The following is a 25,562-nucleotide window of genomic DNA, read 5'->3' as shown; positions in this document are numbered from 1 at the left end:
ATAGTTTCGCCCGCACGGCTTGGCGCCGTCAATGTCGGGGCAAAAGGCGAAGAGGCGGGAGGCTGGAACAATGACCCGTTCCGGGCTCGTTAGGGCTGCTTCCTTCCGGACCTGACCCGGTTGGCGAGTGGACCGTCCACCACCAACCTCCCAGCCTCCATATCGGCAATCCGGCGATGAAATGCAAGTGCGGATGATAGGGGCCTTGAGCGACGGCGAAAGCTGAAACCAAAAACCCGCCTCGGCGGGCGGGTCGTTGGTGCGAATAATCACCATAGCGAGGTTAGTAGCATAGCTGCCGGCACAAAGCAAGAACAAAATGTGGCCGCGACCTCGGCGGGGCAGCGCCAACCTGATGCAATTTGCCCGGGCCCTCACTTCTTCGCGCACAATCAGCGCCGCGGCGGCCAATGTTGCTTGCTGCCCCTTGCGGCCCTTCGGAAGCCGCTCTAGCGTCGATGGAGTTCAAAAAACGTCAAAAAGTGAGGGAAACGCCGATGCTGCCGGGCCTCAAGGCCGGATTCACGCTTGACGCCCAGTTGGAAGCCGACAGCGAACAGCTGATGTGGCTCGGCCTGTGCGAATTGCGCGTCATGAACGACCGCCGCTGGCCATGGCTGCTGCTGGTGCCCCAGCGGCCGGGCATCGAGGAAATCCACGACATGACGCCGCTGGACCAGGCGATGCTGACCTTCGAGACCAACATGGTGGCGCTGGCGCTGAAGCGGGTGACCGGCTGCACCAAGATCAACACCGGCGCACTCGGCAACATCGTGCGCCAGTTGCATGTACACGTCATTGCGCGCTCGGAAGGCGATCCCGGCTGGCCCGGCCCGGTGTGGGGGCACGGCCTGCGCGAGCCCTATCAGCGCTCCGACCTTCGCAAGTTTGCGGAAAAGATCAAGGCAGCGCTATAAGCCTCTCCCGTGTCCACCTTGAACCTTCCCGAGTCTGCATGAGCTTTCGCCTGTTTGACGCGCCCTTGCGCGAGCCGAGCCAGTTCGTCGGCTTCGCCGGCAACATTATCGACCGGCAGTCCGAAAACCGCGCCGACGATTCCGTCGAAAAGGCACTCGCCGATCCCTCGGCGCGGCTTTTGCTGATGCGTGGCGGCCGGCTCTATTTGAAGCTTGCGCAAGGCGCATTCGACCCCTGGTTCGGGGTGGCCGAATGCCGGCCGCTCGAAGCATCGCTCGAAAACGGCGTCCTGCTCGGTTTTTCCGAAAGCGGCCCGGTGCTGGCGGTGCCGGCCGGGGTCGAGCCCGAGCAGCTTCCCGAGACGATCAAGGCGATCGACTATCGCTCGGTATATATGCAGGGGCTGATCGACGAAGCGGCGGCCGGCGCGCTGGCGCAAGGGGCGGCGCTGCTCGCCTGGCATGCCAGCCATCGCTTCTGCAGCAAATGCGGCACCGAAGCCGAGATGCGGGCGGGCGGTTACAAGCGGCATTGCCCGGCCTGCGGTACGGAGCACTTTCCGCGCACCGACCCGGTGGCGATCATGCTGACGGCAACACGCGAAAAATGCCTGCTCGGCCGCGGCCGGCATTTCGGGCCCGGCATGTATTCGGCGCTCGCCGGTTTCATCGAGCCGGGCGAGACGATCGAGGCGGCGGTGCGCCGCGAAACGCTGGAGGAAGCCGGCATCCGGCTCGGCCGCGTCGTCTACCACGCGAGCCAGCCCTGGCCGTTTCCCTATTCGCTGATGATCGGCTGCTTCGGCGAACCGCTCAACGACGATATCCACCCCGACCTCAACGAGCTGGAAGATTGCCGCTGGTTCTTTCACGACGAGGTGCTCTCGATGCTGGCCCGCGAGCATCCGGGCGGCCTGGTGACGCCGCCGAAAGGGGCGATCGCCTATAACCTGATCCGCGCGTGGGCTGACAGCGCGTGACACGAAGACATCGCAGGAGCAAAAAATGATCCGTCACACCGTCGTGTTCACGCTGAAACACCCGCCGCATTCGCTCGAGGAAAAACGGTTCCTCGCCGACGCCAAGAGGATTCTCACGGCGATAAAGGGCGTCACGCATTTCGAGCAGTTGCGGCAGGTCAGTCCCAAGAACGACTACCGCTTCGGCTTCTCGATGGAGTTCGCCGATCAGCGGGCCTATTCCGGCTACAACGACCATCCCGACCACGTCGCCTTCGTCCGCGACCGCTGGATTCCGGAAGTCGAGGCGTTTATGGAGATCGACTACGTGCCGCTCGGCTGGGGCTGAGACTGGAAAGCGGCGCTCCAACAAATTAATACCCGGCGTCGCGATCCACCACATTTTCCAGCGCTTCGCCGCGCTCGAAAGCATCCATCTGACGCAGCATGATCGGCGCCAGGTGGACCGGATCGGAGGTTGCCGCCGCGTGCGGCGTCACGAACACTTTGGGGTGGCTCCATAGCGGGCTCGTCTTCGGCAACGGCTCGACCTCGAAAACGTCGAGGCTGGCTTCCTTCAGCGTGCCGTCGTCCAGCGCGCGCAAAATGTCGGCGTCCTTCTGCAGCCTGCCGCGCCCGGCATTGATCAGCACCGAGCCGCCGAGGCCGTTGCGCTTCCGCAGCTCCTTCAGCACGCCGTGGTTGATGATACCGTGCGTCTGCGGCGTCAGCGGCAGCAGCACCACCAGGATGTCGGTGGCGTTTAGGAACGGGATCAGGCCGGCCTCGCCCGCGTAAGTCGAGACACCTTGCATCGGCCGATCGCTGCGCGACCAGCCATTGACGGGAAAGCCGAGCGACAACAGCACCGATGCCGCCGCGCGGCCAAGCGTGCCGAGCCCCATAATGCCGACCGAGATGTCGCTGGCCGGCCGCTGCTGCGGTTCATGCCAGATCTTCTTCTGCTGCTGGGCGCGGTAGAGCATGCCTTGGCGATGGTGGTCGAGCACCCGCCAGACGACGTATTCGGTCATGTACTGGGTCAGGTTGTCGGCCACCACCTTGACGACCGGTACGTCGGGCAAGGTGGGATCGGCGAAGATGTGGTCGACGCCGGCGCCGATCGAGAAGATGGCGCGCAGATTGGGCAGCGACGACAACAGGTTCGGCCGCTGTTTCCACACCACAGCATAGGTAATCGAGGGATCGCCGGCGCCATTCGGCTCGAGCACCACCTCGCGCTCCGCCGACAGCAGTTCGCGCCAGCGCAGCGGATGAATACCGGTGAGGGCAAGCAGGATGCGGCCTTTTTCCATTGCGGATTGTTTTTCCCTTTTTACCAACAGCGTTCGCGTTCCGACGCGCAAGGCGCGGCAGCGTTTTGATTTTGTGCATGATCTCTGGCGAAAATCTACTCGCTGACGATGCCGACCGGCGCCGTTTCGATCTTGAAGGCGGCCGAGATCAACGCCTTTGTATAGTCGGTCCGCGGGTTGCCGAAAATCTGTTCGGAAGGACCGGCCTCGACGATCCTGCCGTTGCGCATGACGATGACTTCGTTGGCGAGCGCGCGGATGACCCTCAGATCGTGGCTGATGAAGAGGTAGGCGAGGTCGTGCTTGGCCTGCAGGCTGCGCAAGAGGTCGACGACCTGCGCCTGCACGCTCATGTCGAGCGCCGAGGTCGGCTCGTCCAGCATGACGAAACGCGGGTTGAGCACCATTGCGCGCGCGATGGCGACGCGCTGGCGCTGGCCGCCGGAGAATTCGTGCGGATAGCGGTTGCGCGTCGCCGGATCGAGGCCGACTTCCCCGAGCACGTCGACGATACGCTCGTCGCGCGCATCAGGAGACAGCTTCGGCTCATGGATCTTCAACCCTTCCTCGATGATCTCGGCGACCGACATGCGCGGACTGAGCGAACCGAACGGATCCTGGAAGACGATCTGCAACTCGCGCCGCAACGGCCGCATTTCGTTGAAGGACAGCTGATCGATGCCGCGTCCGTCGAACTGGATGTTTCCGGTCGACGAGATCATCCTGGCCAGCGCCAGGCCGAGCGTCGTCTTGCCTGAGCCGGATTCGCCGACGACGCCAAGCGTCTGGCCGGCCCGCACGGTGACGTCAATGCCGTCGACCGCCTTCACATTGTCGACGGTGCGCCGGAAGAAGCCCTTCTTGATCGGAAACCAGACCTTGACGTCCTTGCCGACCATCACCGGCTTGGCGGCCTGGTTGGCCGCCGGCGGCTTGCCTTTCGGCTCGGCGGCAAGCAGATGCCGCGTGTAGGCGTGCTGCGGATTGGCGAATATCTCCTTGGTCGGGCCGGTCTCGACGATCTTGCCCTTGGTCATCACGCAGACCCGGTCGGCGATCTTCCTGACGATGCCGAGATCGTGGGTGATGAACAGCATCGACATGTTCTTGCGGCTTTTCAGGCCGGCGAGCAGCTCGAGGATCTGCGCCTGGACGGTGACGTCGAGCGCCGTCGTCGGCTCGTCGGCGATCAAAAGTTCAGGCTCGTTGGCCAGCGACATGGCGATCATGACGCGCTGGCGCTGGCCGCCGGAAAGCTGATGCGGATAGGCGTCGAGCCGTTTTTCCGGTTCGCGGATGCCGACCTCGTGCAGAAGTTCCAGCGTGCGCGCCTTGGCTTTGCGATCGCCCAGGCCCTGATGCAGCTTCAATACCTCGACGATCTGCTGCTCTATCGTGTGCAGCGGGTTGAGCGAGGTCATCGGCTCCTGGAAGATCATGGTGATCTTGTTGCCGCGCACGCGGCGCAGGTCTCTCTCGTCGGCGGCAAGCAGGTCGGCGCCGAGGAACAGGATCTTTCCCGACGGGTGGCTGGCGGTCGGATAGGGCAGCAGCTTCAGAACCGACAGCGCGGTGACCGACTTGCCGGAGCCGGATTCGCCGACCAGCGCCACCGTCTCGCCCCTGGCGAGGTCGAAGGAAATATGGTCGACGGCGATCGACTGGTCGCCGCCTTGCGTGAAGGCGACGCTGAGATCCTGGACCGAGAGCAGCGGGGTGTCGCTCATCTGAACGTCTTGCGCGGATCGAAGGCGTCGCGGGTGGCCTCGCCGACGAAGACCAGCAGCGACAGCATCAGCGAGATGACGACGAAGCCGGAAATGCCGAGCCAGGGCGCGTTGAGATTGCGCTGTGCCTGCTTCAGCAACTCACCCAGCGAGGCGGCGCCGGGCGGCAGGCCGAAGCCGAGATAGTCGAGCGAGGTCAGCGTCGAAATCGAGCCGCTGAGCAGGAAGGGCAGGAAGGTCAGCGTCGCCACCATGGCGTTGGGCAGCAGATGCCGGAACATAATGGTGACATTGGATACGCCGAGCGCGCGCGCCGCGTTGACATATTCGAAATTGCGGGCGCGCAGGAACTCGGCCCGCACCACGCCGACCAGTGCCACCCAGGAGAACAGCAGCATCAATCCGAGCAGGATGAAGAAGCCGGGCGGCAGGATGGCGGCGACGATCAAGAGCAGATACAGCACCGGGATCGCCGACCAGATCTCGATGAAACGCTGGAACAGGAGGTCGGTCCAGCCGCCGAAATAGCCCTGCAGAGCGCCGGCCGCCACGCCGATCAGCGCCGAGCCGGCGGTCAGGATCAGGCCGAACAGCACCGATATCCTGAAGCCGTAGATGACGCGCGCCAGCACGTCGCGGGCCTGGTCGTCGGTGCCCAGCCAGTTCCAGTTGCCGACGTTGCAATTGGGGTCTGCCTCGCCTTTCGGATACTGGTTGCAGCGCGTCTTCTTGTCGTAGAGCCAGGACGGCTTGGTCGGTGCTGCTTCGGGAATAGCGTTGTTGACGGTCTGGTAGGAGTAGCGCACCGGCGGCCAGACCATCCAGCCATTGGCGTTGATCTCGTCCTGGATCACCGGGTCGCGGTAGTCGGTGACCGCATAGAAGCCGCCGAACTTCTCCTCGGGATAAGCGACCAGGACCGGAAACAGGATCTCGCCCTTGTAGGAGGCGATGATCGGCTTGTCGTTGGCGACCAATTCCGAAACCAGCGACAGCACGAACAGGAACAGGAATATCCACAACGACCAGTAGCCGCGCCGGTTGGACTTGAAGTTCTGCAGGCGCCGCTGGTTGAGCGGCGACAGAAAGGGCCGCGCGATCCGTGCCGGCGCCGTTTCGGCTGTGGCCTGCGCCATCAGACGTCTCTCCGCTCGAAATCGATGCGTGGATCGACCCAGGTATAGATCAGATCGGACAAAAGCCCGACGAACAGGCCAAGCAGCGAGAAGATGAAGAGATTGGCGAACACCACCGGATAGTCGCGCTGCACCACCGAGTTGAAGCCGAGCAGGCCGAGGCCGTCGAGCGAAAATATGTTCTCGATCAGCAGCGAGCCGGTGAAGAAGGCCGAGATGAAAGCACCGGGAAAACCGGCGATGACGATCAGCATGGCGTTGCGGAAGACGTGGCCATAAAGCACCTGCCGCTCCGACAGGCCCTTGGCGCGGGCTGTGACCACATATTGCTTGCGGATTTCCTCGAGGAAGGAATTCTTGGTCAAAAGCGTCGTCGTGGCGAAGGCCGACAATACCAGCGCGGTCAGCGGCAAGGTCATATGCCAGAAATAGTCGACGATCCGCGCCGGCCACGACAGCTGGTCCCAATTGTCGGAGGTGATGCCGCGCAGCGGAAACCAGTCCCAGAACGAGCCGCCGGCAAACAGCACCATCAGCAATATGCCGAACAGAAACCCGGGAATGGCGTAGCCGACGATGACGACGCCGCTGGTCCAGACGTCGAAGGTGGAGCCGTCCTTGACCGCCTTGCGGATGCCGAGCGGGATCGAGATCAGATAGGACAAAAGCGTGATCCACAGCCCGATCGAGATCGACACCGGCATCTTTTCCAGGATCAGGTCGAGCACCGATATGTCGCGGAAATAGCTGTCGCCGAAATCGAAGCGGAGATAGTTCCACAGCATCATGCCGAAGCGCTCGAGCGGCGGCTTGTCGAAACCGAACTGCTTCTCCAGCTTCTTGATGAATTCCGGGTCGAGCCCTTGCGCGCCGCGGTATTTCGAGCCGACGTCGCCGGCGACGTCGAAATTGGCGCCGCCAGCATCACCGCCGCCGCCGCCGAGGCGATCGCTGCCGCCCTGGTTGGTCAGCCTGGCGATGACCTGCTCGACCGGCCCGCCCGGCGCGAACTGGATGACGGCGAACGACACCGCCATGATGCCGAACAGGGTCGGGATCATCAGCAGGATACGGCGCAGTATATAGGCGCCCATCAGGCTCTCTGCCTCGCTTGTGCGAAAATCTCAGGCTTTGCCAATTTTTGCCGCCTTGTCTTTGTCGAACCACCACAGCGTCTCGACCGGAAAGTCGTAATCCGGCTTTTGAGCGGGAAAGCCGAACATATCCCAGAAGGCAGCCCGGTGATTCGCCAGATGATATGTTGGAATCCAGTCTAGCCGCGCGCGCAAGACCCGATCGAGCGCGTTGAGCGCGGTGACGAGTTCGATCCGGCTCTGCGCCTTGCCGGCTGCCTCGATCAGCGCGTCGATGGCTTTGCTTTCCGTACCCGGATAATTGCGCATCCCCGGCGTTTTCGCCATCCGGGAATTGTAGAGGATTTCCAGGCCGTCGGCAGTAGGCGTCGCCCCGATCAACCAATGTAGCATGTTGAAATCGAAATCGTAGTTGCTTTGCCGCGCTTCAAATTGCGTCGAATCGACCTGCCGGATCGAAGCGTCGATGCCAATCGCCTTCATATTCTCGGACCACGGCGCGAAAATGCGAACGAGACCCTCGTCCTCGGCCAGCATTTCCACCCGCAGTCGCTCGCCCTTCTCATTGACGACGAAATTGCCCGCTCGCTTCCAGCCGGCTTCGGCAAGCAGTCTCGAAGCTTCGCGCAGCACCTTACGGTCGTGACCGGAACCGTCCGAGACGGGTTGCACCACCGGTTCGCCGAAGGTTTCCGGCGGCAACTCGGCTCGAAACGGCTCCAGCAGTTTCAATTCCTGGGGCGAGGGCGGGCCCTCGGCCTTGTAGTCCGATCGTTCGAAGTTCGATTGCGAGCGCTCGTAGGAGCCGAAAAACAGTACCCGCTTGGTCCATTCGAAATCGAAGCAATAGGCGATCGCCTGTCTCACGCGCACATCGCGGAATTGCGGCCGGCGCTGGTTCAGCGCGACAGCCTGCATGTCGGGCGATTTCTCGCCGGGAAATTCGCGTTTGACGACCCTGCCATCCTTCAGCGCTGGAAAGTCGTAGCCGGTCGCCCATACGCGCGCGGTGAACTCCTCGCGAAAATGCGTATCGCCTTTCTTGAACGCTTCAAACGCTGCCTGGCGATCAAGGTAGAAATCGATACGGATACGGTCGAAATTATTAAGCCCGCGGTTCACGGCGAGATCGCGCCCCCAATAATCGGCGACGCGTTCATATTCGATAGTCTGCCCGGCCACGACCCGTCCCATCTTGTACGGCCCGGAGCTGAGCGGCGGGGTCATCGTCGAGGCGTCGAAATCATTGGCCGTATAGAAGGCTTTGGACACGATCGGCATTACGGCGATCGCGAGGATATTCTGCGCCGACTGTTTGCCGTTGAAGGTAAGGCTGACAGTAAGCGGATCGATTGCGACCGCATCCGTCATATGCCGCAGCGCTTGGGAAAGGTTCGGGTGTCCCCGGTCTTTGTAGAGGTTCAAGGCGAAGGCAACGTCCTCAGCCGTCAGCGGCGAGCCGTCATGGAAGCGCGCTTGTGGCCGCAGGCTGAAGCGGAAGCCGTTGCGGTCCTGCGACAAGGTAACGAATTCGGCAAGCACGCCGTAGACCGCATCCGGCTCATCGAGCGCCCTTGCCATCAGCGAATCGAAACAGAGCTCGGTGCGCGGCGGCGAATCCCCCTTCAACACCAGCGAGTTCAACGTGTTGAAAGTCAGAAAGCTCTGATTGAGGGTGGAGTTCGGCGGGCCGAAATTCATCCGGCCGCCCTTGGGAGCGTCTGGATTGACATAGTCGAAATGCGTGAAATCCGGAGGATATTTGAGATCGCCGAAGGCAGACAGCCCGTGCAGTTTCACGCCGGTCGGGATGGCGGCGAAAGCCCGGCCGGGCAGCAGCGCTGCAGCGGCGGCCGCACCGCCAAGGGCGAGGAAATCGCGACGGGGCAGCGCAGCCATCAATTGCCACTCTTATATTTGGCGGCCAGCGCTTTTTCCTTGTCCGGGTCGATCCACCAGGAATTCTGGTCGACGCCGCTATAGGCGGGCTGTTTCTCCGGCATACCGAACTTGTTCCAGTAGGCCAGCCAAACCACGGCGCGGTAATATTGCGGCACGACATAGTAGTTCCACAGCAGCACCCGGTCGAGCGCATGGGTGGCGGCAACCAGATCGTCGCGGTCGGTGGCAAAGATGATGCGGTCGACCAGCGCATCGACGACCGGATTCTTGATGCCGGCGTAATTGCGCGATCCCGGCGAATCGGCGGCCTTGGAACTCCAGAAATCGCGCTGTTCATTGCCGGGAGAGTCCGACTGCCCGAGTATCGAAGTGACCACGTCAAAGTCGAAGTGGGTGACTCGGTTGATATACTGGGTTTGGTCGATCAGGCGCAGCGTTGCGTCGACGCCGATTTTGCGCAGATTGGCGATATACGGGCTGGCGATGACCTGGTCGGTGTCGTTCCAACCGAGGATCTCGAATTTGAACGGTTCGCCGGTCTTGGCGTTGACCATCTTGCCGCCCTTGATGATCCAGCCTGCCTTGGCGAACAGATCGACCGCGGTCTTCAGGTATTTGCGCTCAGCCTGCGGGTTGTCGTAGACCGGCAGCTTGAATTCCTGGGTAAAGACTTCAGGCGGCAGCTTGTCACGGTACTGCTCGAGGATTTCGAGTTCCTTGCCCTGCGGCAGGCCACTCGACGCCAGTTCGGTGCCCTGGAAATAGCTGCTGGTGCGGGTGTTGGAACCGAAGAACAGGGTCCGGTTCATCGTCTCGAAATCGAACGGATACATCAACGCGGCGCGCACCAGGCGATCCTGGAACAGCGGGCGCCTGGTGTTGAGCATGAAGGCCTGCATCGGTTCGGGCGACGCGGTCTTGAATTCCTTCTTGATGACGTCGCCGGCCTGAACTGCCGGGAAATTATAGGCCGTGTTCCAGCGCCTCGAACTGTTCTCCGGCTTGATGTCGTCCAGCCCGCCCTTGGTAAAGGCCTGCCAGGCGGCATTGTCGTCGAGAAAATAGGTGAAACGCTGCCTGTCGAAATTCTCGCGGCCGATTTTTACGGGCAGCTTGGCCGCCCAGTAATCGGGCACGCGCTGCCAGATGATTTCGGAGCCAGGCTTGAAGCTGGCGATCTTGTAGGCGGCGGAGCCGAGCGGCGGCTCCTGCGTCGGCTTTGTGACGTCGCGCTTCTTGCCGTTGGCGTCGGTGCCTTCCCACCAGTGCTTGGGCAGCACAACGAGATCGCCGATGATCTTCGGTAGCTCCCGGTTGCCCTTCTGGCTGAAGTGGAATTCGACCTCGCGGTCGGACACCGCGACGGAGTCGGTGACGTTTTCGAAATAGCGGCTGTACATCGGGCTGTTGGCCTTCAGCACCTGGAACGACCAGATCACGTCCTCGGTGGTGATCGGCTGGCCGTCATGCCATTTCGCCCGCGGATCGAGCCGGTAGGTCGCCGAGGAATAGTCGGCCGGATATTTGTAGGCGTCGGCGATCAGCGGATGGCTGGTGCTGCCCTCGTCGGTCGCCTGCTCCATCAACGTGTCGTAGAGCAGGCCGCCGCCGAACTGCGCGAAGCCGGCGGCCGGCGAACCCTGCACGATATAGGGGTTGAAGCTGTCGAACGTGCCGAGCACCACTGAGTTCACTGTGCCGCCCTTCGGCGCATCCGGATTGACGTAGTCGTAGTGCTGGAAGTTGTCGCCGTATTTGGATTCGCCGATCAGCGAGGAGGTCGTACGCCATTCGTCCGCGAAGGCCGCCTGCAATCCGCCGGCAAAAGCGGCCAGCATCAGCACTGATTTCAGAAGCGTCCGCGCTCGGCCAACCGTCATGCGTTCTCCTCTTCGCGATATAGCGCCGTCACCATAGCGTCTGGGCCCAATCTAGATCATTTGGCGGCGCTGAAAACCGCAACCGAGCGGCTTTGTCGTCGCATATGCATTTTTCCTAACGAAAAAGCCGGGCTGAACCCGGCTTTTTCAAGGATTATGCCATTACAGTTTTGTTATTTTGCGGGCGCAGCCGGCGCCGGAGCGGCTGGCGCCGCGCTTTCTGCCGGCTTGGCAGGGGCCGCACCTTCGGGCGGCTTGGCGGCCTCATTTTCGGCCGAGGCGCCGGGCGCCGGCAGCGGCTTCGGATTGTCCGACAGCGTGCGCAGATAGGCGATGACGTTGGCGCGGTCCTCATCCTTCGGCAGACCGGCGAAGCCCATCGCGGTGCCCTTTACGAACTTCTTCGGCGAGGTGATGAAGTGGTTTAGATTGTCGTAGGTCCACTTCTCGCTGCCACCCTTGGAGAACTCCTTCATGCCGGCCGAATAGGCAAAGCCCTCATGCTCGGCGACCGGACGGTCGATGATGTCCCAGAGATCGGGGCCGACCTTGTTGGGGCCACCCTTTTCGCCGGAGTGGCAAGCCTGGCATTTCTTGAAGATGGCGGCGCCCGCTTCGGCGTTGGCAGTGGTCAGCAGCTCGGCAATCGGCTTCACGGCCGCGGCGGGAGCGGCCGGGCCGCCTTCGGCGGGCTCGGTCGCCTCGATGGCGAAGCCGGGCTTTTCCGGCGCCGGCGAGGCAAACAGCGCGTCGGACACGATGCCAACGGAAAAGACGATGAACACGGTGCCGAGGAGACCGGCGAGCAGCTTGTTGACTTCGTTGGAATCCATACGCCCCAGGCTCCCTTTCCGGCGGACCGATCCGTCCACTCCGTCCGTCGGTATCGTGAACCACCCTGCGAGGCGGTCAAATCGCGCGGAAACTAGGTCTTTTGCTCCGGCGTTGCAACACCTATAAGGGCGCTGCCAGTGAGACCTTTTGCCACTTTTGTCCTCCTCTTTTTCGAGCCCCTGCCCGCCTCATGTCCACCCTCATCCTGATCCCGGCCCGCATGGCCTCGACCCGCCTGCCGGGCAAGCCGCTCGCCGACATTGCCGGCACTCCAATGATCGTCCACGTCGCCCGCCGCGCTGCCGAGGCCGGGCTCGGCCGGGTCGTCGTCGCCACCGATACGCAAGGCGTTGCGGAGGCGGTGCGCGCGCATGGTTTCGAGGCGGTGATGACGCGGGCGGACCACGAAACCGGTTCCGACCGCATCTTCGAAGCGCTGACCATTCTCGACCCTGGCAACAGCGTCGAGACCATCGTCAATGTGCAGGGCGATCTGCCGACCATCGACCCCCTTGTTATCGGCGCCGCGCTGAAGCCTTTCGAGAACGCAGCGGTCGACATCGCCACGCTCTGCGTCGAGATCGTACGCGACGAGGAAAAGACCAATCCGAACGTCGTCAAGCTGGTCGGCTCGCCACTCTCGACGACGCGGCTCAGGGCGCTCTATTTCACCCGCGCCACCGCCCCTTGGGGCGAAGGCCCGCTCTACCATCATATCGGCCTCTATGCCTATCGCCGCGCCGCACTCGAACGCTTCGTTGCGCTAAGGCCGTCGCCGCTGGAGCGCCGCGAGCGGCTGGAGCAGTTGCGGGCGCTGGAGGCCGGCATGCGCATCGATGCGGAGATCGTCCAGTCGGTGCCGCTTGGCGTCGATACGCCGGACGATCTCGAACGCGCCAGGGCGCTCCTTTCCAACTAAGAAATTCTTCCCCCAATTCCCGAGACTCTGCGCATGCCTGAAAAGACCAACAAAATATCCTTCCAGGGCGAGCCGGGCGCCAATTCCGACACCGCCTGCCGCAACATGTTCCCGTCGATGGAGCCGTTGCCGTGCCCGACCTTCGAGGACGCCTTCAACGCCGTCGAGACCGGCAAGGCCGATCTGGCGATGATCCCGATCGAGAACACCATTGCCGGCCGCGTCGCCGACATTCATCACCTCTTGCCGGAATCGAAGCTGCACATCATCGGCGAATACTTTCTGCCGATCCACTTCCAGCTGATGGTGCTGCGCGGCGTCAGGCGCGACGAGATCAGGACCGTGCACAGCCACATCCACGCGCTCGGCCAATGCCGCAAATACATCCGCAAGAACGGCTGGAAGGCGACGGTTGCCGGCGACACCGCGGGCGCCGCCAAGATGGTCGCCGCGATGAAGGACCGCACCATGGCCGCGCTGGCGCCGGCGCTGGCCTCGACCCTCTACGGACTCGACATCATCGAGGAGAATGTCGAGGACACCGACAGCAACGTCACCCGCTTCGTCGTGCTGACCAAGAACAAGCAATGGGCCGAGCGCCCCTCGGCCGACGCCAGGATGATGACGACCTTCATCTTCCGCGTCCGCAACGTGCCGGCGGCGCTCTACAAGGCGATGGGCGGGTTTGCCACCAACGGCATCAACATGACCAAGCTGGAAAGCTACCAGCTCGGCGCGTTTACGGCGACGCTGTTCTACGCCGACATAGAGGGCCATCCCGACGATCCGCTGGTGAAGCTGGCACTCGACGAGTTGCGCTTTTTCTCGCGCGAAATGCGCATTCTCGGCGTCTATCCCGCCAGCGCCTCGCGCGAGCAGTGGAAGGTGGCGGATTAGGATCCGGTCAGGTCAGGCCGAGCTTGTTCTGCTTGGCCGGCTTGCCGCATTCGCGGCGGGCAATCGACCGGTTCATGGCGTCGATCTTGCCGCTTGCCTGGTCGGCATCGCGCTTGGCTTTCGAGCGCATATCCGGCGTGAACGGGCCAAAGCCCGTCGCCGGGTTGGAGAAGGACGGCTTGGCGTCCACCGGCAGATGATATTGCTGCGCCAGGCCGTTTCGTTGCGCCAGCAATTGATCGCAAGGCACCTTGTCATATTGCAGCGAGGACTGGACGTTTTCGTCCTGCCGTTCGGACATCGAAATGCCGACGCAGCCGGCCATCGCCAGGCAAGATGCCAAGACCGTCATGTTCCAGCGCATGAACGTGCTCCTTGTCGTTCGCAGCTGCGGCTTCTCATGCGCAGCGGCAGAAGTCTTAGCCAGATTTTACGCTGCCGGAAAGCAAGCTTGCCACTACGGCCAGCCCTTCGACCGGTTGGCGGCGATCCTGCCGGATGATCGTTGCCTGCAGCGACAGGACTGAAAAGCCGTCGGCGTCCAGAACCCGCTCTACATAGCTTTGGGAATGCGCGTAGCGGCGGGACGGCAGCAGGGCGAAGCCGGCGCTGTCAGACGATTCTCCGCCCGGGAGCGTCTCGACGGAGAACGCAAACAGACCGCCGCCGGCAAGCATTCCGGCAATCTTGTTCACCACCTTTTCGAGTGCGCCGACATAGATGAACACATCGGCCGCCGTCACCAGATCGGCTTTCGGGCCAGAATAGCAAAAATCCTGCAGGTCCGTCTTGACGAGCAGATCGTAGACGCCTTTGGCGCGCGCCTGCCTCAGCATGGCGGCCGAGATGTCGTAACCCTCCAGCCGGTCGGCGATCGGCCGCAGCTTCTGGCCCATGAGGCCGGTGCCGCAGCCGAGATCGAGCACCAGCGAAAACCGGCCCGGCCGTGCCGCCCGGATACTGCGGTCGAGACATTCGGGCAGACGATAGCCGAGCCTGTCGACCAGTTCAGCCTCGAAACTCCCGGCATAGTGGTCGTACAGCGTCTCGACAAAGGCGCTGGGCGGCGCCTGGGCCGCCGCTGCCCTGCCGATCAATTGCAGCTTGAGCACCGCGCCGAGCCTGTCCGCCGGGTCGAGCCGCAGTGCCGTCATCCAGGCCTGCGCGGCACGATCGCGCGCGCCCGCCGCTTCCTGCATCTCGCCGAGGCGGAACCAGCCGGCTGGCCATTGCGGCGCCAGTTCGAGCGCGCCGAGCAGCAATTCCGCCGCTGCCGCATGATCGCCGGATGCATAGAGCATTTCGGCATAGTCGGCGCGGCGGTCGGCGGTCAAATCGCCGGACGAGGTCTGGAGCGGTTTCATGCGATCGGGTTCCGCCGGGTGTTTGCAGCCGGCTTGCGCTCTATGCTGGAGTCAGCAGTGACATACAACAGGCTTCCCGCGCCGGAATTAGCGCCTATCTTGGGGCCATGCGCGCCAGCGACCTGCTTCATCCCCGGCCGGAAGGGCTGTATTGCCCGCCCGGCGATTTCTTCATCGACCCGGTGCGGCCGGTCAACCGGGCGCTGATCACACATGGCCATTCCGACCATGCCCGCTCCGGCCACCGCTCGGTGATGGCGACGCAGCAGACGCTCGACATCATGGGGCTGCGCTACGGCGACAGTTTTGCCGGAACGACGAAAGCCGCCGTGCTCGGCGAGACGATTGCGCTTGGCGGTGTGGCCGTCAGCTTTCACCCGGCTGGTCATGTGCTTGGCTCGGCCCAGATCAAGGTCGCGCATCAGGGCACATGCATCGTCGCGTCCGGCGACTATAAACGCCAGAAGGACGCGACCTGCGAGCCGTTCGAGCCGCTCAAATGCGACGTCTTCATCACCGAGGCGACGTTCGGTCTGCCGGTGTTTCGGCATCCGCCCGATACCGAAGAGATCGCCCGGCTGCTGAAATCGACCGAGCAGTTTCCCGAGCGAACGCATCTGGTCGGCGCCTATGCGCTGGGCAAGGCGCAGCGCGTCATGCGGCTGCTGCGCGATGCCGGCTACGAAAAGCCGATCTACATCCACGGCGCGCTGGCCAAGCTCAGCGAGTATTACCAGAGCCAGAATATCGATCTCGGCACATTGGAACCGGCGACCGTCGAGACCGGCCAAAAAAGCGACTTTGCCGGTGCCATCGTCGTCGGCCCGCCATCCGCCTTCGCCGATCGCTGGGCGCGGCGTTTTCCCGATCCGATGTCGTGCTTCGCCTCAGGCTGGATGCGCATCCGCCAGCGCGCCAAGCAGGGCGGCGTCGAGCTGCCGCTGATCATCTCCGATCACTCCGACTGGGACGAGCTGACAGCAACGATCAAGGAGACCGGCGCCGAAGAAATCTGGGTAACGCATGGGCGCGAGGAGGCGCTGGTGCGCTGGTGCGAACTCGAAGGCATCGCCGCCAGGCCGCTGCATCTGGTTGGTTATGAGGACGAGGGCGATTGAGAATGCGAGGTTCGATGGTCACCTGCGCAGAGCTCTACGGCGCCCCCCTCTGTCCTGCCGGACATCTCCCCCTCAAGGGGGGAGATCGGCAGCTTTGGTTTTGCCGCTCATCCTGCAACGTTGGAAATTGGCGAAAGCAGTCGCGACAGCAAATCTCCCCCCTTGAGGGGGAGATGTCCGGCAGGACAGAGGGGGGCGCGACAGAACGCAAGCTTTTCCCATTGGCGTCGCTCCTCCGATGAACCGCTTCGCCGAGCTTCTCGACCGGCTGGTGCTGACGCCGTCGCGCAACGGCAAGCTGACGCTTTTGACCGACTATTTCCGCAGCGTCGAGGATCCGGATCGCGGGCTGGCGCTGGCGGCCATCACCGGCGATCTGTCCATCGCCGCGGTCAAGCCGGCAATGCTGCGCACGCTGGTCGTCGAGCGCATGGATCCGGTGCTGTTCGGCTATTCCTACGACTATGTCGGCGACCTGGCCGAGACCGTGTCGCTGGTCTGGCCGCAATCGCCTGTCGACATTGCGAACCACGCGCCGACGCTGGCCGAGGTGGTGGCCAAGCTGCAGGCGGCGAGCCGCTCCGACGGGCCGCAGGTGCTGGCCCGGCTGCTCGACAGCGCCAGCACGTCGGCGCGCTTCGCCATCATAAAGCTGGTCACCGGCGGCCTGCGCATCGGCGTCTCGGCGCGGCTGGCCAAGCAGGCGCTGGCCGATTTCGGCAAGGTCGATATCGCCGAGATCGAGGAACTCTGGCACGGGCTGACGCCGCCCTATATCGGGCTGTTCGCCTGGCTGGAGGGCAAAGCGGAAAAACCCAGGAAAACGGCGCTGGCGCTGTTCAGGCCAGTGATGCTGTCGAACGCCGTCGGCGACGGCGACCTCGAAAAGCTCGACCCGGCCGACTACGCGGCCGAATGGAAATGGGACGGTATCCGCGTCCAGGCGGTTTGCGAAGGCGGCATTCGCCGGCTCTATTCGCGCACCGGTGACGATGTCTCCGGCGCTTTTCCGGATCTTGCGGAGGCGATGGATTTTTCAGGCGCCCTCGACGGCGAGCTTCTGGTCGGTGACCCCAGGCAGGCGACGGGCACGTTCTCGGACCTGCAGCAGCGGCTGAACCGCAAGAGCGTGTCACCCAAGATCCAGCAGCAATACCCCGCCTTCATGCGCTGCTACGATGCGCTGCAGATTGGTGACGACGATTTGCGCGGACTTCCCTTCCGCGAACGGCGCGGCCGGCTCGAGGCCTTCGTCAGGACGCTCTATCCGGGCCGCTTCGATCTGTCGCCGCTGGTCGAATTCACCAACTGGCAGGCACTCGAGGAATTGCGCCGCAAGCCGCTGCATCCGGTCATCGAAGGCGTCATGCTGAAGCGCTGGGATTCGCCCTATGTGGCCGGGCGGCCGAAGGGCCCGTGGTTCAAATGGAAGCGCGATCCGCACACGGTCGACGCCGTGCTGATGTACGCCCAGCGCGGCCACGGCAAACGTTCGAGCTTCTATTCCGACTACACATTCGGCGTCTGGTCCGGGCCGGACGGATCGGAGGAGCTGGTGCCGGTGGGAAAGGCCTATTTCGGCTTCACCGACGAGGAACTGAGGCAGATCGACAAATATGTCCGCGACAATACGATCGAGCGCTTTGGCCCGGTCCGCTCGGTGCGTGCCGACCGCAGGAACGGGCTGGTGCTTGAGGTAGCCTTCGAAGGGCTCAACCGCTCGACGCGGCACAAATCCGGCGTTGCCATGCGCTTTCCGCGCATTTCGCGGCTGCGCTGGGACAAGCCGGCGGCCGAAGCCGACCGCATCGAGACGCTGCAGGCGCTGCTCGATAGTTAATGCATGTCGCGCAAAAAGTGTGCAGCGGTTTTGCGGTAACGACATGCATCAAAACAAGAACCTGAAGTGCGTCGCATGAGGCCGGTCCGAACGCGACGTGCTTTAGGGAACGACTGAAACGCGGATCTCGTAGATGTCGACCGACTTGCCCTGCTTGTCGAAGTCGGAATTGATGGCGATGGTGCCGGCAGCACCCGGACGCTTGTCGGGAAAGCGCACGTCGAACAGATATTCATTGCGCTCGCGACCGACGGCATAGCGCTTGCGGCCGCAGTCGCCGAGTTCGCCGAAATTGCAATCGACGGAAATCTGCGTCTCCTGGCCCTCCTCGGAGCGCGCGATGATGTCGAATGTGGCATGCTTGCCGGCTAGTTTTTCCAACACGCCTTGTCCGACGTCGAAGCTGATGGCCGAGCCGGATGCCCCCGAGCGGATGCGCAGGAAGGAACCGCTTTCGTCCTGGATAACGTCGGCCTTGGCGTCCGACGGTGCATTGACCTGCGTCGGGTCACCCGGCGAAAAAACGTTGATCCAGTCGCGCGCCTGGTCCTCCTCGCCCTGCTTTGGCGGCGAAGCGGTGTCGTCCGGCGTGAAATCTTCGCCATCGACCGTTGGCGGCGCTTCCGGTGGCGCTGTGTCGAGCTCGGTCGCCGATTTGAAGACGCCGGTCTGGTTGGCGAAATAAAGGCCGATTCCGGCGGCTGCGAGCAGCGTCACACCGAAGAAGATGGCGGTCAAGGGCAGGCGCCGCCGCCTCGCCCGCCGGTCGTCGCGGTCGGGCGTCACTTCCGCGTCGTCGGTTTCGACGTCGGCTTCGGTCGGAACCGAGGCCCCCATGTCGATCACCGGCGCCTCGGCAACAGGCGCGTCGGGCATGATGTCGGGGACGACCGGCAAGACGCGCGACCGGGGCGCATCGGCTTCGGGCGGCTTCGCCGGACCCTCAACGACGACATCGGGCGTGGGCTCGGCTTCGGTTTCAGTTTCAGCCGGAGACTCCACCGCCGGTGCTGCCTGCAAACTGTCGGTCGGCGCGGCGACGTCGGCAACCGCCGGCAGGAATTCCGATTCGATTTCGGTGATCTTCGCCTGGACCGCCTTGCGGCGCTTGATGGCGACTTCCACGGTGACGTTTGGATTGGCCTGCAGGGCACGGTCGAGTGCCGCGAAAGCCGATCGATAGACCCGCTCGCGAAACGCCCGGTCGTCGGCATTGCCTTTCTCGAAGGCATTGCGGATCGCTTTTTCGATCGCGTCCAAGCGAATTCCCTCTGCAATTTCATTCACATTGCCATGATCGTTAGCCGCAGGCGACCAATCAATCAACAAGCGAGCGGCCGCATTCTGCCTTGCCGAGGGGCACAAAGCTCATTTCGGTGATTTTCGGTAAAGGAATCAACATTTTTCGCTAATTTTCCGGTCACGGCCAACGTGGCGGTCGCGCGGCGTGCCGACGCGGCATCACGCGGCCAATGGTAGATCCGCGCGGCGGCGGCCCTTGCGCCCGGCCGGAGGCGGCACGAATTGCCTCGTCCTGAAATCGCGACTGCCATCTTGAATTCGCGGCCGGTTGCGTCTATCACCCAGCCCATCCTGGAAGCTCGGCTTCCCGGGCCGCTTTAGCTCAGTTGGTAGAGCACATCATTCGTAATGATGGGGTCAGGTGTTCGAGTCACCTAAGCGGCACCAAAATTCTCGATGAATTAAACGGGACCATTTCACAGATCAACTTGATGGAACGTCGCCGTCGCCCAGCGACGCCACGGTCTTCAGCGCGCCGTCGAGCATGTCGCCCTTCTCGTCCTTCAGCGCGGCTTCGCGCAGGCGCCGGATCCAGTCTGCGGCGTCCGGGCGGCCCTTGACCAGGTCGAGCGCCGACAGCACCCGGTCGAATTTCGACTGCGCGCGGGCGTGGGTGTCGCTGTAGCCCTTGATCAGCCGGCGGCAGTTGAGGATCTCCGTGCCAAGCGCGTAGTCCTCGCCGACTTGGCCCAGCGCCAGCGCATACCAGCGCTCGAGATGCGCGGTCTCGATCTTGTGGCGCAGCAGCCGGCGGCGCCAGCGGCGCAGGCCGCCGATGAACCACAATGCGGCAAAGCCGGCAAAACTGTCGGTGCGGATATGGCGGCCGCGGTTGATGCGGCGGTCGAGGAAGGCGGCGAGCTTCGGCCGCGCCTCGAGGTAGCTGCCGAGCCCGGCCGGCAGCGTGCCGCAGAATTCCTCGATGCGCGGATGGAAATATTCGGTCACCTGCAGGACTGAGCCTTGCTTGACACCAACCTCACGGCGTACGCGCTGGTCGCGCGTCGAGCGTGTCTTCAGATCGGCGACGCGGATCATGTCGTCGTAGCACATCGCGTTGGCCAGATGCTTGGCGGCGGCGATCGACAGCGCGTAGGCGTGTTCGGCATTGTCCAGGACGACCGCCCGGTCCAGCCGGTCGAGATACTCGCCGCCATAGGCGATGTCCTGGTAGTCGACGACTTTTTTCAGGCCGCGAAGCGCCATGTCGTGCACAGGTGCCGGCAACGCGGCGACGCGCGCCGCCAGTTGTTGCCAGCCCTTCAACAGGCTTTCCGGGCCGCTGACTTTTGTCGCCGCGCCCGAGCGGGTTTCAGCGGCCGCCGGCTGTGCAGTCTTGTCGCCCGAAGGCGCACTCGCGATGCCGCGCGCCCGATCGTAGGCGGCGCCGAAGGCGGCGAGGCTGGCCTTGACACCACGGCCGCCGGCACTGACCGCCTGCTCATAGCTTTCGCGACTGAACGGCAAGGCGTCGGAGCCGGCCAGCGCGCCGAGCAGGCTGGCCGAGATCATCGAGCCATTGTCGGCGGCGATCTTCTCCATGTCGAAGGCAATGAAGCGCTTGGCCGCGGCTTCCGCCGTGGCATGCACCTTCGAGGACGAAGCGAGGCCATCGCCGGGCTCGATCTTCTCCGAGACCGCGGCGATGCGGTGCGACGAGGCGATCAGCGTGGTGCGCTCGGGCGTGACGAAGCCGCGGATGATGGCGCGGCCGGCCTCCATCAGTTCGGCGGCAATCAGGATGTCGACGTCGCCCTGCGACGGCGACAGCGCGAAGACCGGCAGGCGGCCGGTGTCGCGGCACATTTCGACATAATAGATGGTGGCGCCGGTGCGCTGGGCGACGCCGGCGACCGAGGTCGATTGCGCGACGTAGCCGTTGCGCTCGGCGACGTCGGTGATCCAGTCGGCCAGCACGCCACCGCCCTGGCCACCGACCGCCAGCACGGCAAGCTTGATGACGCGCTCGTCTTCGGGGGCGCCGGCTTTCGAGCGCGATGAGGGCACGGCGTCAAGCATCGGCGAATATCAGGCGCCGGCTTTCACGGCGCCGCTGCAAGAGACCGATCATGGCGCGGCGAGCGGCTTCAAGGAAACGGTCCCAGCGGCTCGGATTGTGCACGACATCGGCGCGGTAGAAGGATGGGCAGAGCACCGCCGCATCGGCGACCTCGCCGCAATTGCCGCAACCGACGCAGCTTTGGTCGATATGCGCCACCGGATCGTCGCGCAGGGGGTCGTCCAGCGACTTCACCGACAGCGACGGGCAGCCGGAAAGCCGCATGCAGGCATGGTCGCCGGTGCAGATATCTTCGTCGACGCCGAATTTCGGCTTGACTATGCGCGTCCCGCCCTTGATCGCCTTGTCGACCAGCGGCTTTTCGCGGCGCTGCCGGTTGAGCATGCATTCGGACGAGGCGACAATGACTTTCGGGCCCTTTTCGTCCGTCGTCAGCGCCTCGCGCAGCGTGTCTTGCATCTTGGTTACGTCGTAGGTGCGGTCGATGTGGCGCAGCCATTTGACGCCCATGCCCTTCACCGCCTCGGTGATCGGGTGCTTGGTCGACTTGGTCTTGTTGCCGGCGCGGGACGACAGGATGTCCTGGCCGCCGGTGGCGGCCGAATAGAAATTGTCGACGATGACGATGACGCCGTCGTTCTTGTTGAACACGGCATTGCCGATCGACGAGGTCAGACCGTTGTGCCAGAAGCCGCCGTCGCCGACGAAGGAGATCGAGCGGCGCTTGGCATCGGGCGAATTGAACGCCGAAGCCGAGGCCGGCCCCAGCCCGTAGCCCATGGTAGTGGCACCTAGCTCGAAAGGCGGCATGATCGAGAACAGATGGCAGCCAATGTCGGAGGCGATGTGGTGCTTGCCCAGCTCCTGCTCGACCAGCTTGGTGGCGGCGAAGATCGGCCGCTCCGGGCAGCCGACGCAGAAGCCGGGCGGCCGGCCCGGGACGACGTTGATCAGGTCGGCGGTGTCGAGCCCGTCGCCGATCTTGTTCGGCGCGCGGACCTCGCTTGGCAGCAGATGCGGGATGGTGGCGCGCAGGAACGATCCGATGCCGTCGAGCATCACCTGGCCGGTATATTCGCCGGCCATAGGCAGATGTTCCTTGCCGACGAGCCTGGTGCCGCGGCCGGCCTTGTGCAGCATCGCGGCAAAGGCCTGTTCGATGTAGTTGGGCTGGCCTTCCTCGACGACGAGGACGGCGTCCTTGCCTTCGCAGAAAGACAGGAACTCGTCGTCGACTAAGGGATAGACGGCGTTGAGCACATAGAGCGGCACGTCGGTGTCGCCATAAGTGTCGGCGAGGCCAAGCCGCTGCAGCGCCCGGATGACCGAATTGTACATGCCGCCCTGCATGACGATGCCGACCGAGCCGTGCTCCGGGCCGAAAAACTCGTTGATCTTGTTGGTGCGGATGAAATCCACCGCCGCCGGCCAGCGTTTCTGCACCTTTTCCTTCTCGTGCAGGAAGGACGCGGGCGGCAGCACGATGCGGCCGGTGTCGCGGCGCGGCGCCTCGAGCGCATCGGCCACAGTCATTGCCGGGCGCTTGTTGTCTTTGGCGATGAAATGGCCGTGGACATGGCAGCAGCGGATGCGGACTTGCAGCATGACCGGCGTGTTGGAAACCTCGGACAGCTCGAAGCCGTCCTCCACCGCCTTGACGATCGACGGCAGGTTCGGTCGCGGGTCGAACAGCCAGACCTGGCTCTTCATGGCAAAGGCGTGGCTGCGCTCCTGCATGATGGAGGAGCCTTCGCCGTAATCCTCGCCGACGATGATCAATGCACCGCCGGTGACGCCGCCGGAAGCGAGATTGGCGAGCGCGTCGGACGCGACATTGGTGCCGACCGTAGACTTGAAGGTGGCCGCGCCACGGATCGGATAGTGCACCGATGCCGCCAGCATGGCGGTGGCGGTCGCTTCCGAGGCGCTCGCCTCGAAATGCACGCCGAGCTCGCCCAGGATATCCTGCGCGTCGGCCAGCACGTCCATCAAATGGCTGATCGGCGCGCCCTGATAGCCGCCGACATAGCCGACGCCGCATTGCAGCAGCGCCTTGGTGATGGCGAGAATGCCTTCGCCGGAAAACTCCTCGCCGGCGCCGAGCCTGAGCTTTTCGACTTCCTTGGCAAAAGACCGTTCGGCCATTTTGGGCTCCTTCCGTTACCGCCCCGATGGCGGCGCGTAAGATCAGATGTCGTGCTTGCGAATGTTCTTCAGCATCTTCTGCAATGTCGCGATCAGCGCCGCGTATTCGGCATCGTCGACATCGTCGAACATTGCCTCGAAAGCGTCGTGCATGGCCGGCCAGGCGCGCGCGAATTCGGCGCGGCCATCGTCGGTCAGGAACACATGGCGGATACGGCTGTCGGTGACCCCCTGCTCGCGCCGCACAAACCCTTGCCCCTCCAGCGTGTCGAGCGTCCGGCTCAAGGTCGACTGCTCGATGACGGTATAGACCGAGAGATCGTTGACGGTGACGCCATCGGTGACCGACAGCACGGCCAGCGTGCGCACCTGCGGAATGGTCAGGCCCTGCCTGCGGAAATTGTCGCGCAAGGTGGCGTTGTAGCGGCCCATGATGCGGTTCATCAGATAGGGCGCGAATTGCTGCAGGCCGATCTGGCCCAAAGTCGAGATGCGCTGGCGCTTTTCAACCTTCTGTTCCATCACAGCCTCCCCGCCAGGAGAAAGCCGGAGCCGCCGCCCAAGCCAGCACCCGGATGGGTCGAGGCACCGATGTGGTAGAGACCCCTGACCCCGGTGGCGTGATTGCGGCTCGTCTTGAACGGCCGCCACAGAAACGACTGGTCGATAGCCGAGGAACCGCCATAGGGGTCGCCGCCGACCAGATTGATGTTCATCGCTTCCAGGTCGGCCGGCGAACAGGCGCGGCGTGCGATGACGCTGTCCTTGAACCCATCGATATGGCTGGCGAGGATCGCTTCGGCACGGTCGGCATAGGCTTCGCGCAGCGCCTCGGTCCAGCGACCGTCTGCCGGTGTTTGCAGTTTGCCGGCGGCATCGCCCTTGATATGCCGTGGCGCCTCGGGCAGTTGCAGCCACAGGACCGCCTTGCCGTCCGGGCAGCGCGATGGGTCGAGCGCGTGCGGCTGGCCGACGCACATGGTCGGCACCTCCGGCAGCATGCCGCGCACGGCTTCGTTGCAGGCCTTCGAGACGCCGTCGAGCCCCGGCGTCAGATGCAGCAGCGCGACCTTGTCCAGGCCCTCGCCGCGCCATGCTGGCGGCTTGTCCAAGGCATAGTGGATCTGGAAATTGCCCTTGCCGTAGCGGTATTTTTGCGCTGCCTCGACGTCGGCTTTCGGCGCCGCGTCGCCGAGGAGCCGCTCGTAGAGCTGCGTCGGCGTGACCGAGCAGATGACGCTCTTGTTCACGTTGATCGTTTCGCCCGAAGCCAGCCGCACGCCGGCGGCGCGGCCTCCGCTTTGGACAATAGCCGCGACGTCGGCGCCGGTGCGGATTTCGCCGCCACGTTCCCTGATCAGGGCTTGGAAGGCGGCCAGCAGATTCCCGGCACCGCCCTTGACGATCGGCGCGCCGGCCGCCTCAAGCGCGAAGGCAATGACCTTGGCGATCTGGCCGGAGAACGCGTCCTCAGGCCCGAGGCCGGCATGCAGCACCCAGGGCGCCCACAGCGCGCGCATGGTTTCCGACTGGTAGGTGCTTTCCAGCCAACCGCGCGCCGGCACCAGCGCGCTGCCGAGAAAGGCGGCAAGGCCACGCGGGCCGCGCCGCCAGGCCTCACCCGCCAGCAGCCTGGCCGTCGGGTAGGACCACAGGCTGCCACCGAGCAGTCCGAACAGCAGACCGGCGTTGCGCTCGATCTCGCCGACATCGTTTGCGTGCCGGTCGCCGTCGCCCGCGGCAAGCGCATTGATCGCCGCTACATTGGCGATACGATCGGTGCGCAGGACGGCATGGCTGCCGTCCGGGCGCAGCACGCCGGTCGGCGTGGAGGTGTTGCAAAACTCCAGGCCGTGCCGCGCCAGATCCTTGCCCAGCGCCGCATAGGCCGGCGAGGTGATGAACAGGACAAAGGTCGTCGCCATCACGTCGTGGATGAAGCCGGGCGCGGTGATTTCTTCGGTGCGCATGCAGCCGCCGATGCGGTCGTTGCGCTCGAGCACCAGCACCTTCGCCCCCTTGCCGCCAAGCATCGCCGAGCAGACCAGCGCGTTGATGCCGCTGCCGACGACGATGTGATCGGGAGCGCTCATCGAGGGTTGCTCCCCGTCCTCGGGAACTGAGTTTCAATCGTGCAGGATCGCGTTCCTTCGCGCCCCCCTCTGTCCTGCCGGACATCTCCCCCACAAGGG

The 25,562-nt window shown here is 63.7% G+C and carries 21 protein-coding genes, 1 tRNA gene and 1 other RNA gene; 8 read left to right on the top strand and 15 right to left on the bottom strand.

Annotated elements, in window-relative coordinates; translation table 11 throughout:
* Positions 1 to 54: 54 nt before the first annotated feature.
* Positions 55 to 151: signal recognition particle sRNA small type (gene ffs, locus NKK47_RS15430), an RNA gene on the bottom strand.
* A 346-nt stretch (positions 152 to 497) separates the two neighbouring features.
* Between ffs and NKK47_RS15425 the strand changes: the two genes are divergently transcribed.
* The 3 genes from NKK47_RS15425 to NKK47_RS15415 are packed head-to-tail and all read left to right on the top strand — an operon-like array spanning position 498 to position 2,225.
* Entirely contained in the window at positions 498 to 917 is a 420-nt protein-coding gene (locus NKK47_RS15425) for an HIT family protein (protein ID WP_023676868.1), read from the top strand.
* Positions 918 to 955: 38 nt separating this feature from the next.
* Entirely contained in the window at positions 956 to 1,897 is a 942-nt protein-coding gene (nudC, locus tag NKK47_RS15420; protein ID WP_352577507.1) for an NAD(+) diphosphatase, read from the top strand.
* Positions 1,898 to 1,922: 25 nt separating this feature from the next.
* Positions 1,923 to 2,225 carry a Dabb family protein gene (locus NKK47_RS15415; protein ID WP_023676866.1) on the top strand — a complete coding sequence of 101 codons (303 nt, stop codon included), beginning with the start codon at positions 1,923 to 1,925 and terminating at the stop codon, positions 2,223 to 2,225.
* 25 nt (positions 2,226 to 2,250) lie between these two features.
* On the opposite strand, the gene NKK47_RS15410 is transcribed toward NKK47_RS15415, so the two are convergent.
* The 7 genes from NKK47_RS15410 to NKK47_RS15380 form a co-directional block, all read right to left on the bottom strand.
* Positions 2,251 to 3,192, bottom strand: coding sequence for a 2-hydroxyacid dehydrogenase (locus NKK47_RS15410; protein WP_352455091.1), 942 nt, complete (start codon positions 3,190 to 3,192; stop codon positions 2,251 to 2,253).
* Positions 3,193 to 3,287: 95 nt separating this feature from the next.
* Entirely contained in the window at positions 3,288 to 4,919 is a 1,632-nt protein-coding gene (locus tag NKK47_RS15405; RefSeq protein WP_352577506.1) for an ABC transporter ATP-binding protein, read from the bottom strand.
* Positions 4,916 to 6,055 carry an ABC transporter permease gene (locus tag NKK47_RS15400; RefSeq protein WP_352570302.1) on the bottom strand — a complete coding sequence of 380 codons (1,140 nt, stop codon included), beginning with the start codon at positions 6,053 to 6,055 and terminating at the stop codon, positions 4,916 to 4,918. The genes NKK47_RS15405 and NKK47_RS15400 overlap by 4 nt, the downstream gene beginning before the upstream one ends.
* The gene (locus NKK47_RS15395; protein WP_352570300.1) at positions 6,055 to 7,149 is read right to left on the bottom strand and encodes a microcin C ABC transporter permease YejB; all 1,095 of its coding nucleotides are present in this window, start codon (positions 7,147 to 7,149) and stop codon (positions 6,055 to 6,057) included. The genes NKK47_RS15400 and NKK47_RS15395 overlap by 1 nt, the downstream gene beginning before the upstream one ends.
* Before the next feature lie 30 nt (positions 7,150 to 7,179).
* A complete protein-coding gene (locus tag NKK47_RS15390) occupies positions 7,180 to 9,048 on the bottom strand; it encodes an extracellular solute-binding protein (RefSeq protein WP_352577505.1) in 1,869 nt (622 codons plus the stop codon).
* On the bottom strand, positions 9,048 to 10,931 hold the full coding sequence (locus tag NKK47_RS15385; protein ID WP_352570296.1) for an extracellular solute-binding protein: 1,884 nt from the start codon (positions 10,929 to 10,931) through the stop codon (positions 9,048 to 9,050). Before NKK47_RS15385 ends, NKK47_RS15390 begins: the two co-directional genes overlap by 1 nt.
* A 173-nt stretch (positions 10,932 to 11,104) precedes the next feature.
* Positions 11,105 to 11,764 carry a c-type cytochrome gene (locus NKK47_RS15380; protein WP_352577504.1) on the bottom strand — a complete coding sequence of 220 codons (660 nt, stop codon included), beginning with the start codon at positions 11,762 to 11,764 and terminating at the stop codon, positions 11,105 to 11,107.
* Positions 11,765 to 11,955: 191 nt separating this feature from the next.
* Here NKK47_RS15380 and NKK47_RS15375 point away from each other — a divergent pair, with 191 nt between their 5' ends.
* Both NKK47_RS15375 and NKK47_RS15370 read left to right on the top strand, forming a co-directional pair.
* Positions 11,956 to 12,684: a 3-deoxy-manno-octulosonate cytidylyltransferase gene (locus NKK47_RS15375; protein ID WP_023676856.1), complete on the top strand. Its 729-nt coding sequence runs from the start codon at positions 11,956 to 11,958 to the stop codon at positions 12,682 to 12,684.
* 33 nt (positions 12,685 to 12,717) lie between these two features.
* Positions 12,718 to 13,581 carry a prephenate dehydratase gene (locus NKK47_RS15370; RefSeq protein ID WP_023676855.1) on the top strand — a complete coding sequence of 288 codons (864 nt, stop codon included), beginning with the start codon at positions 12,718 to 12,720 and terminating at the stop codon, positions 13,579 to 13,581.
* A 7-nt stretch (positions 13,582 to 13,588) separates the two neighbouring features.
* Here the strand turns inward: NKK47_RS15370 and NKK47_RS15365 are convergent, their stop codons facing one another.
* Together NKK47_RS15365 and NKK47_RS15360 are read right to left on the bottom strand one after the other, a co-directional pair.
* Entirely contained in the window at positions 13,589 to 13,945 is a 357-nt protein-coding gene (locus NKK47_RS15365) for a hypothetical protein (RefSeq protein ID WP_352577503.1), read from the bottom strand.
* Positions 13,946 to 14,000: 55 nt separating this feature from the next.
* Positions 14,001 to 14,945, bottom strand: a complete 945-nt coding sequence (locus tag NKK47_RS15360) for a methyltransferase domain-containing protein (protein ID WP_352577502.1) — start codon at positions 14,943 to 14,945, stop codon at positions 14,001 to 14,003.
* A 107-nt stretch (positions 14,946 to 15,052) separates the two neighbouring features.
* Between NKK47_RS15360 and NKK47_RS15355 the strand changes: the two genes are divergently transcribed.
* Together NKK47_RS15355 and NKK47_RS15350 are read left to right on the top strand one after the other, a co-directional pair.
* The gene (locus NKK47_RS15355) at positions 15,053 to 16,063 is read left to right on the top strand and encodes a ligase-associated DNA damage response exonuclease (protein ID WP_352577501.1); all 1,011 of its coding nucleotides are present in this window, start codon (positions 15,053 to 15,055) and stop codon (positions 16,061 to 16,063) included.
* 238 nt (positions 16,064 to 16,301) lie between these two features.
* Positions 16,302 to 17,903: a cisplatin damage response ATP-dependent DNA ligase gene (locus tag NKK47_RS15350; RefSeq protein WP_352577500.1), complete on the top strand. Its 1,602-nt coding sequence runs from the start codon at positions 16,302 to 16,304 to the stop codon at positions 17,901 to 17,903.
* A 102-nt stretch (positions 17,904 to 18,005) separates the two neighbouring features.
* Here the strand turns inward: NKK47_RS15350 and NKK47_RS15345 are convergent, their stop codons facing one another.
* Positions 18,006 to 19,163, bottom strand: coding sequence for a hypothetical protein (locus NKK47_RS15345; RefSeq protein ID WP_352577499.1), 1,158 nt, complete (start codon positions 19,161 to 19,163; stop codon positions 18,006 to 18,008).
* Positions 19,164 to 19,516: 353 nt separating this feature from the next.
* Between NKK47_RS15345 and NKK47_RS15340 the strand changes: the two genes are divergently transcribed.
* A tRNA-Thr gene (locus tag NKK47_RS15340) sits at positions 19,517 to 19,592 on the top strand.
* A gap of 36 nt (positions 19,593 to 19,628) precedes the next feature.
* On the opposite strand, the gene NKK47_RS15335 is transcribed toward NKK47_RS15340, so the two are convergent.
* Genes NKK47_RS15335 through NKK47_RS15320 form a run of 4 tightly spaced genes read right to left on the bottom strand, consistent with a single transcriptional unit; the run spans position 19,629 to position 25,463 of the window.
* Complete coding sequence (locus tag NKK47_RS15335) at positions 19,629 to 21,224, bottom strand: indolepyruvate oxidoreductase subunit beta family protein (RefSeq protein WP_352577498.1); 1,596 nt, start codon at positions 21,222 to 21,224, stop codon at positions 19,629 to 19,631.
* On the bottom strand, positions 21,217 to 23,370 hold the full coding sequence (locus NKK47_RS15330) for a thiamine pyrophosphate-dependent enzyme (protein ID WP_352577497.1): 2,154 nt from the start codon (positions 23,368 to 23,370) through the stop codon (positions 21,217 to 21,219). Before NKK47_RS15330 ends, NKK47_RS15335 begins: the two co-directional genes overlap by 8 nt.
* A 42-nt stretch (positions 23,371 to 23,412) precedes the next feature.
* A complete protein-coding gene (locus tag NKK47_RS15325) occupies positions 23,413 to 23,892 on the bottom strand; it encodes a MarR family winged helix-turn-helix transcriptional regulator (RefSeq protein ID WP_023676846.1) in 480 nt (159 codons plus the stop codon).
* Complete coding sequence (locus NKK47_RS15320; RefSeq protein WP_352577496.1) at positions 23,892 to 25,463, bottom strand: phytoene desaturase family protein; 1,572 nt, start codon at positions 25,461 to 25,463, stop codon at positions 23,892 to 23,894. The genes NKK47_RS15325 and NKK47_RS15320 overlap by 1 nt, the downstream gene beginning before the upstream one ends.
* Between the last annotated feature and the right edge of the window lie 99 nt (positions 25,464 to 25,562).

It is taken from the genome of Mesorhizobium sp. M0019 (assembly GCF_040323975.1).
Classification (GTDB): Bacteria; Pseudomonadota; Alphaproteobacteria; order Rhizobiales; family Rhizobiaceae; genus Mesorhizobium.
The sequence above is the reverse complement of the archived record's forward strand: the minus strand, read 5'-3'. Positions and strand labels throughout refer to the sequence as shown.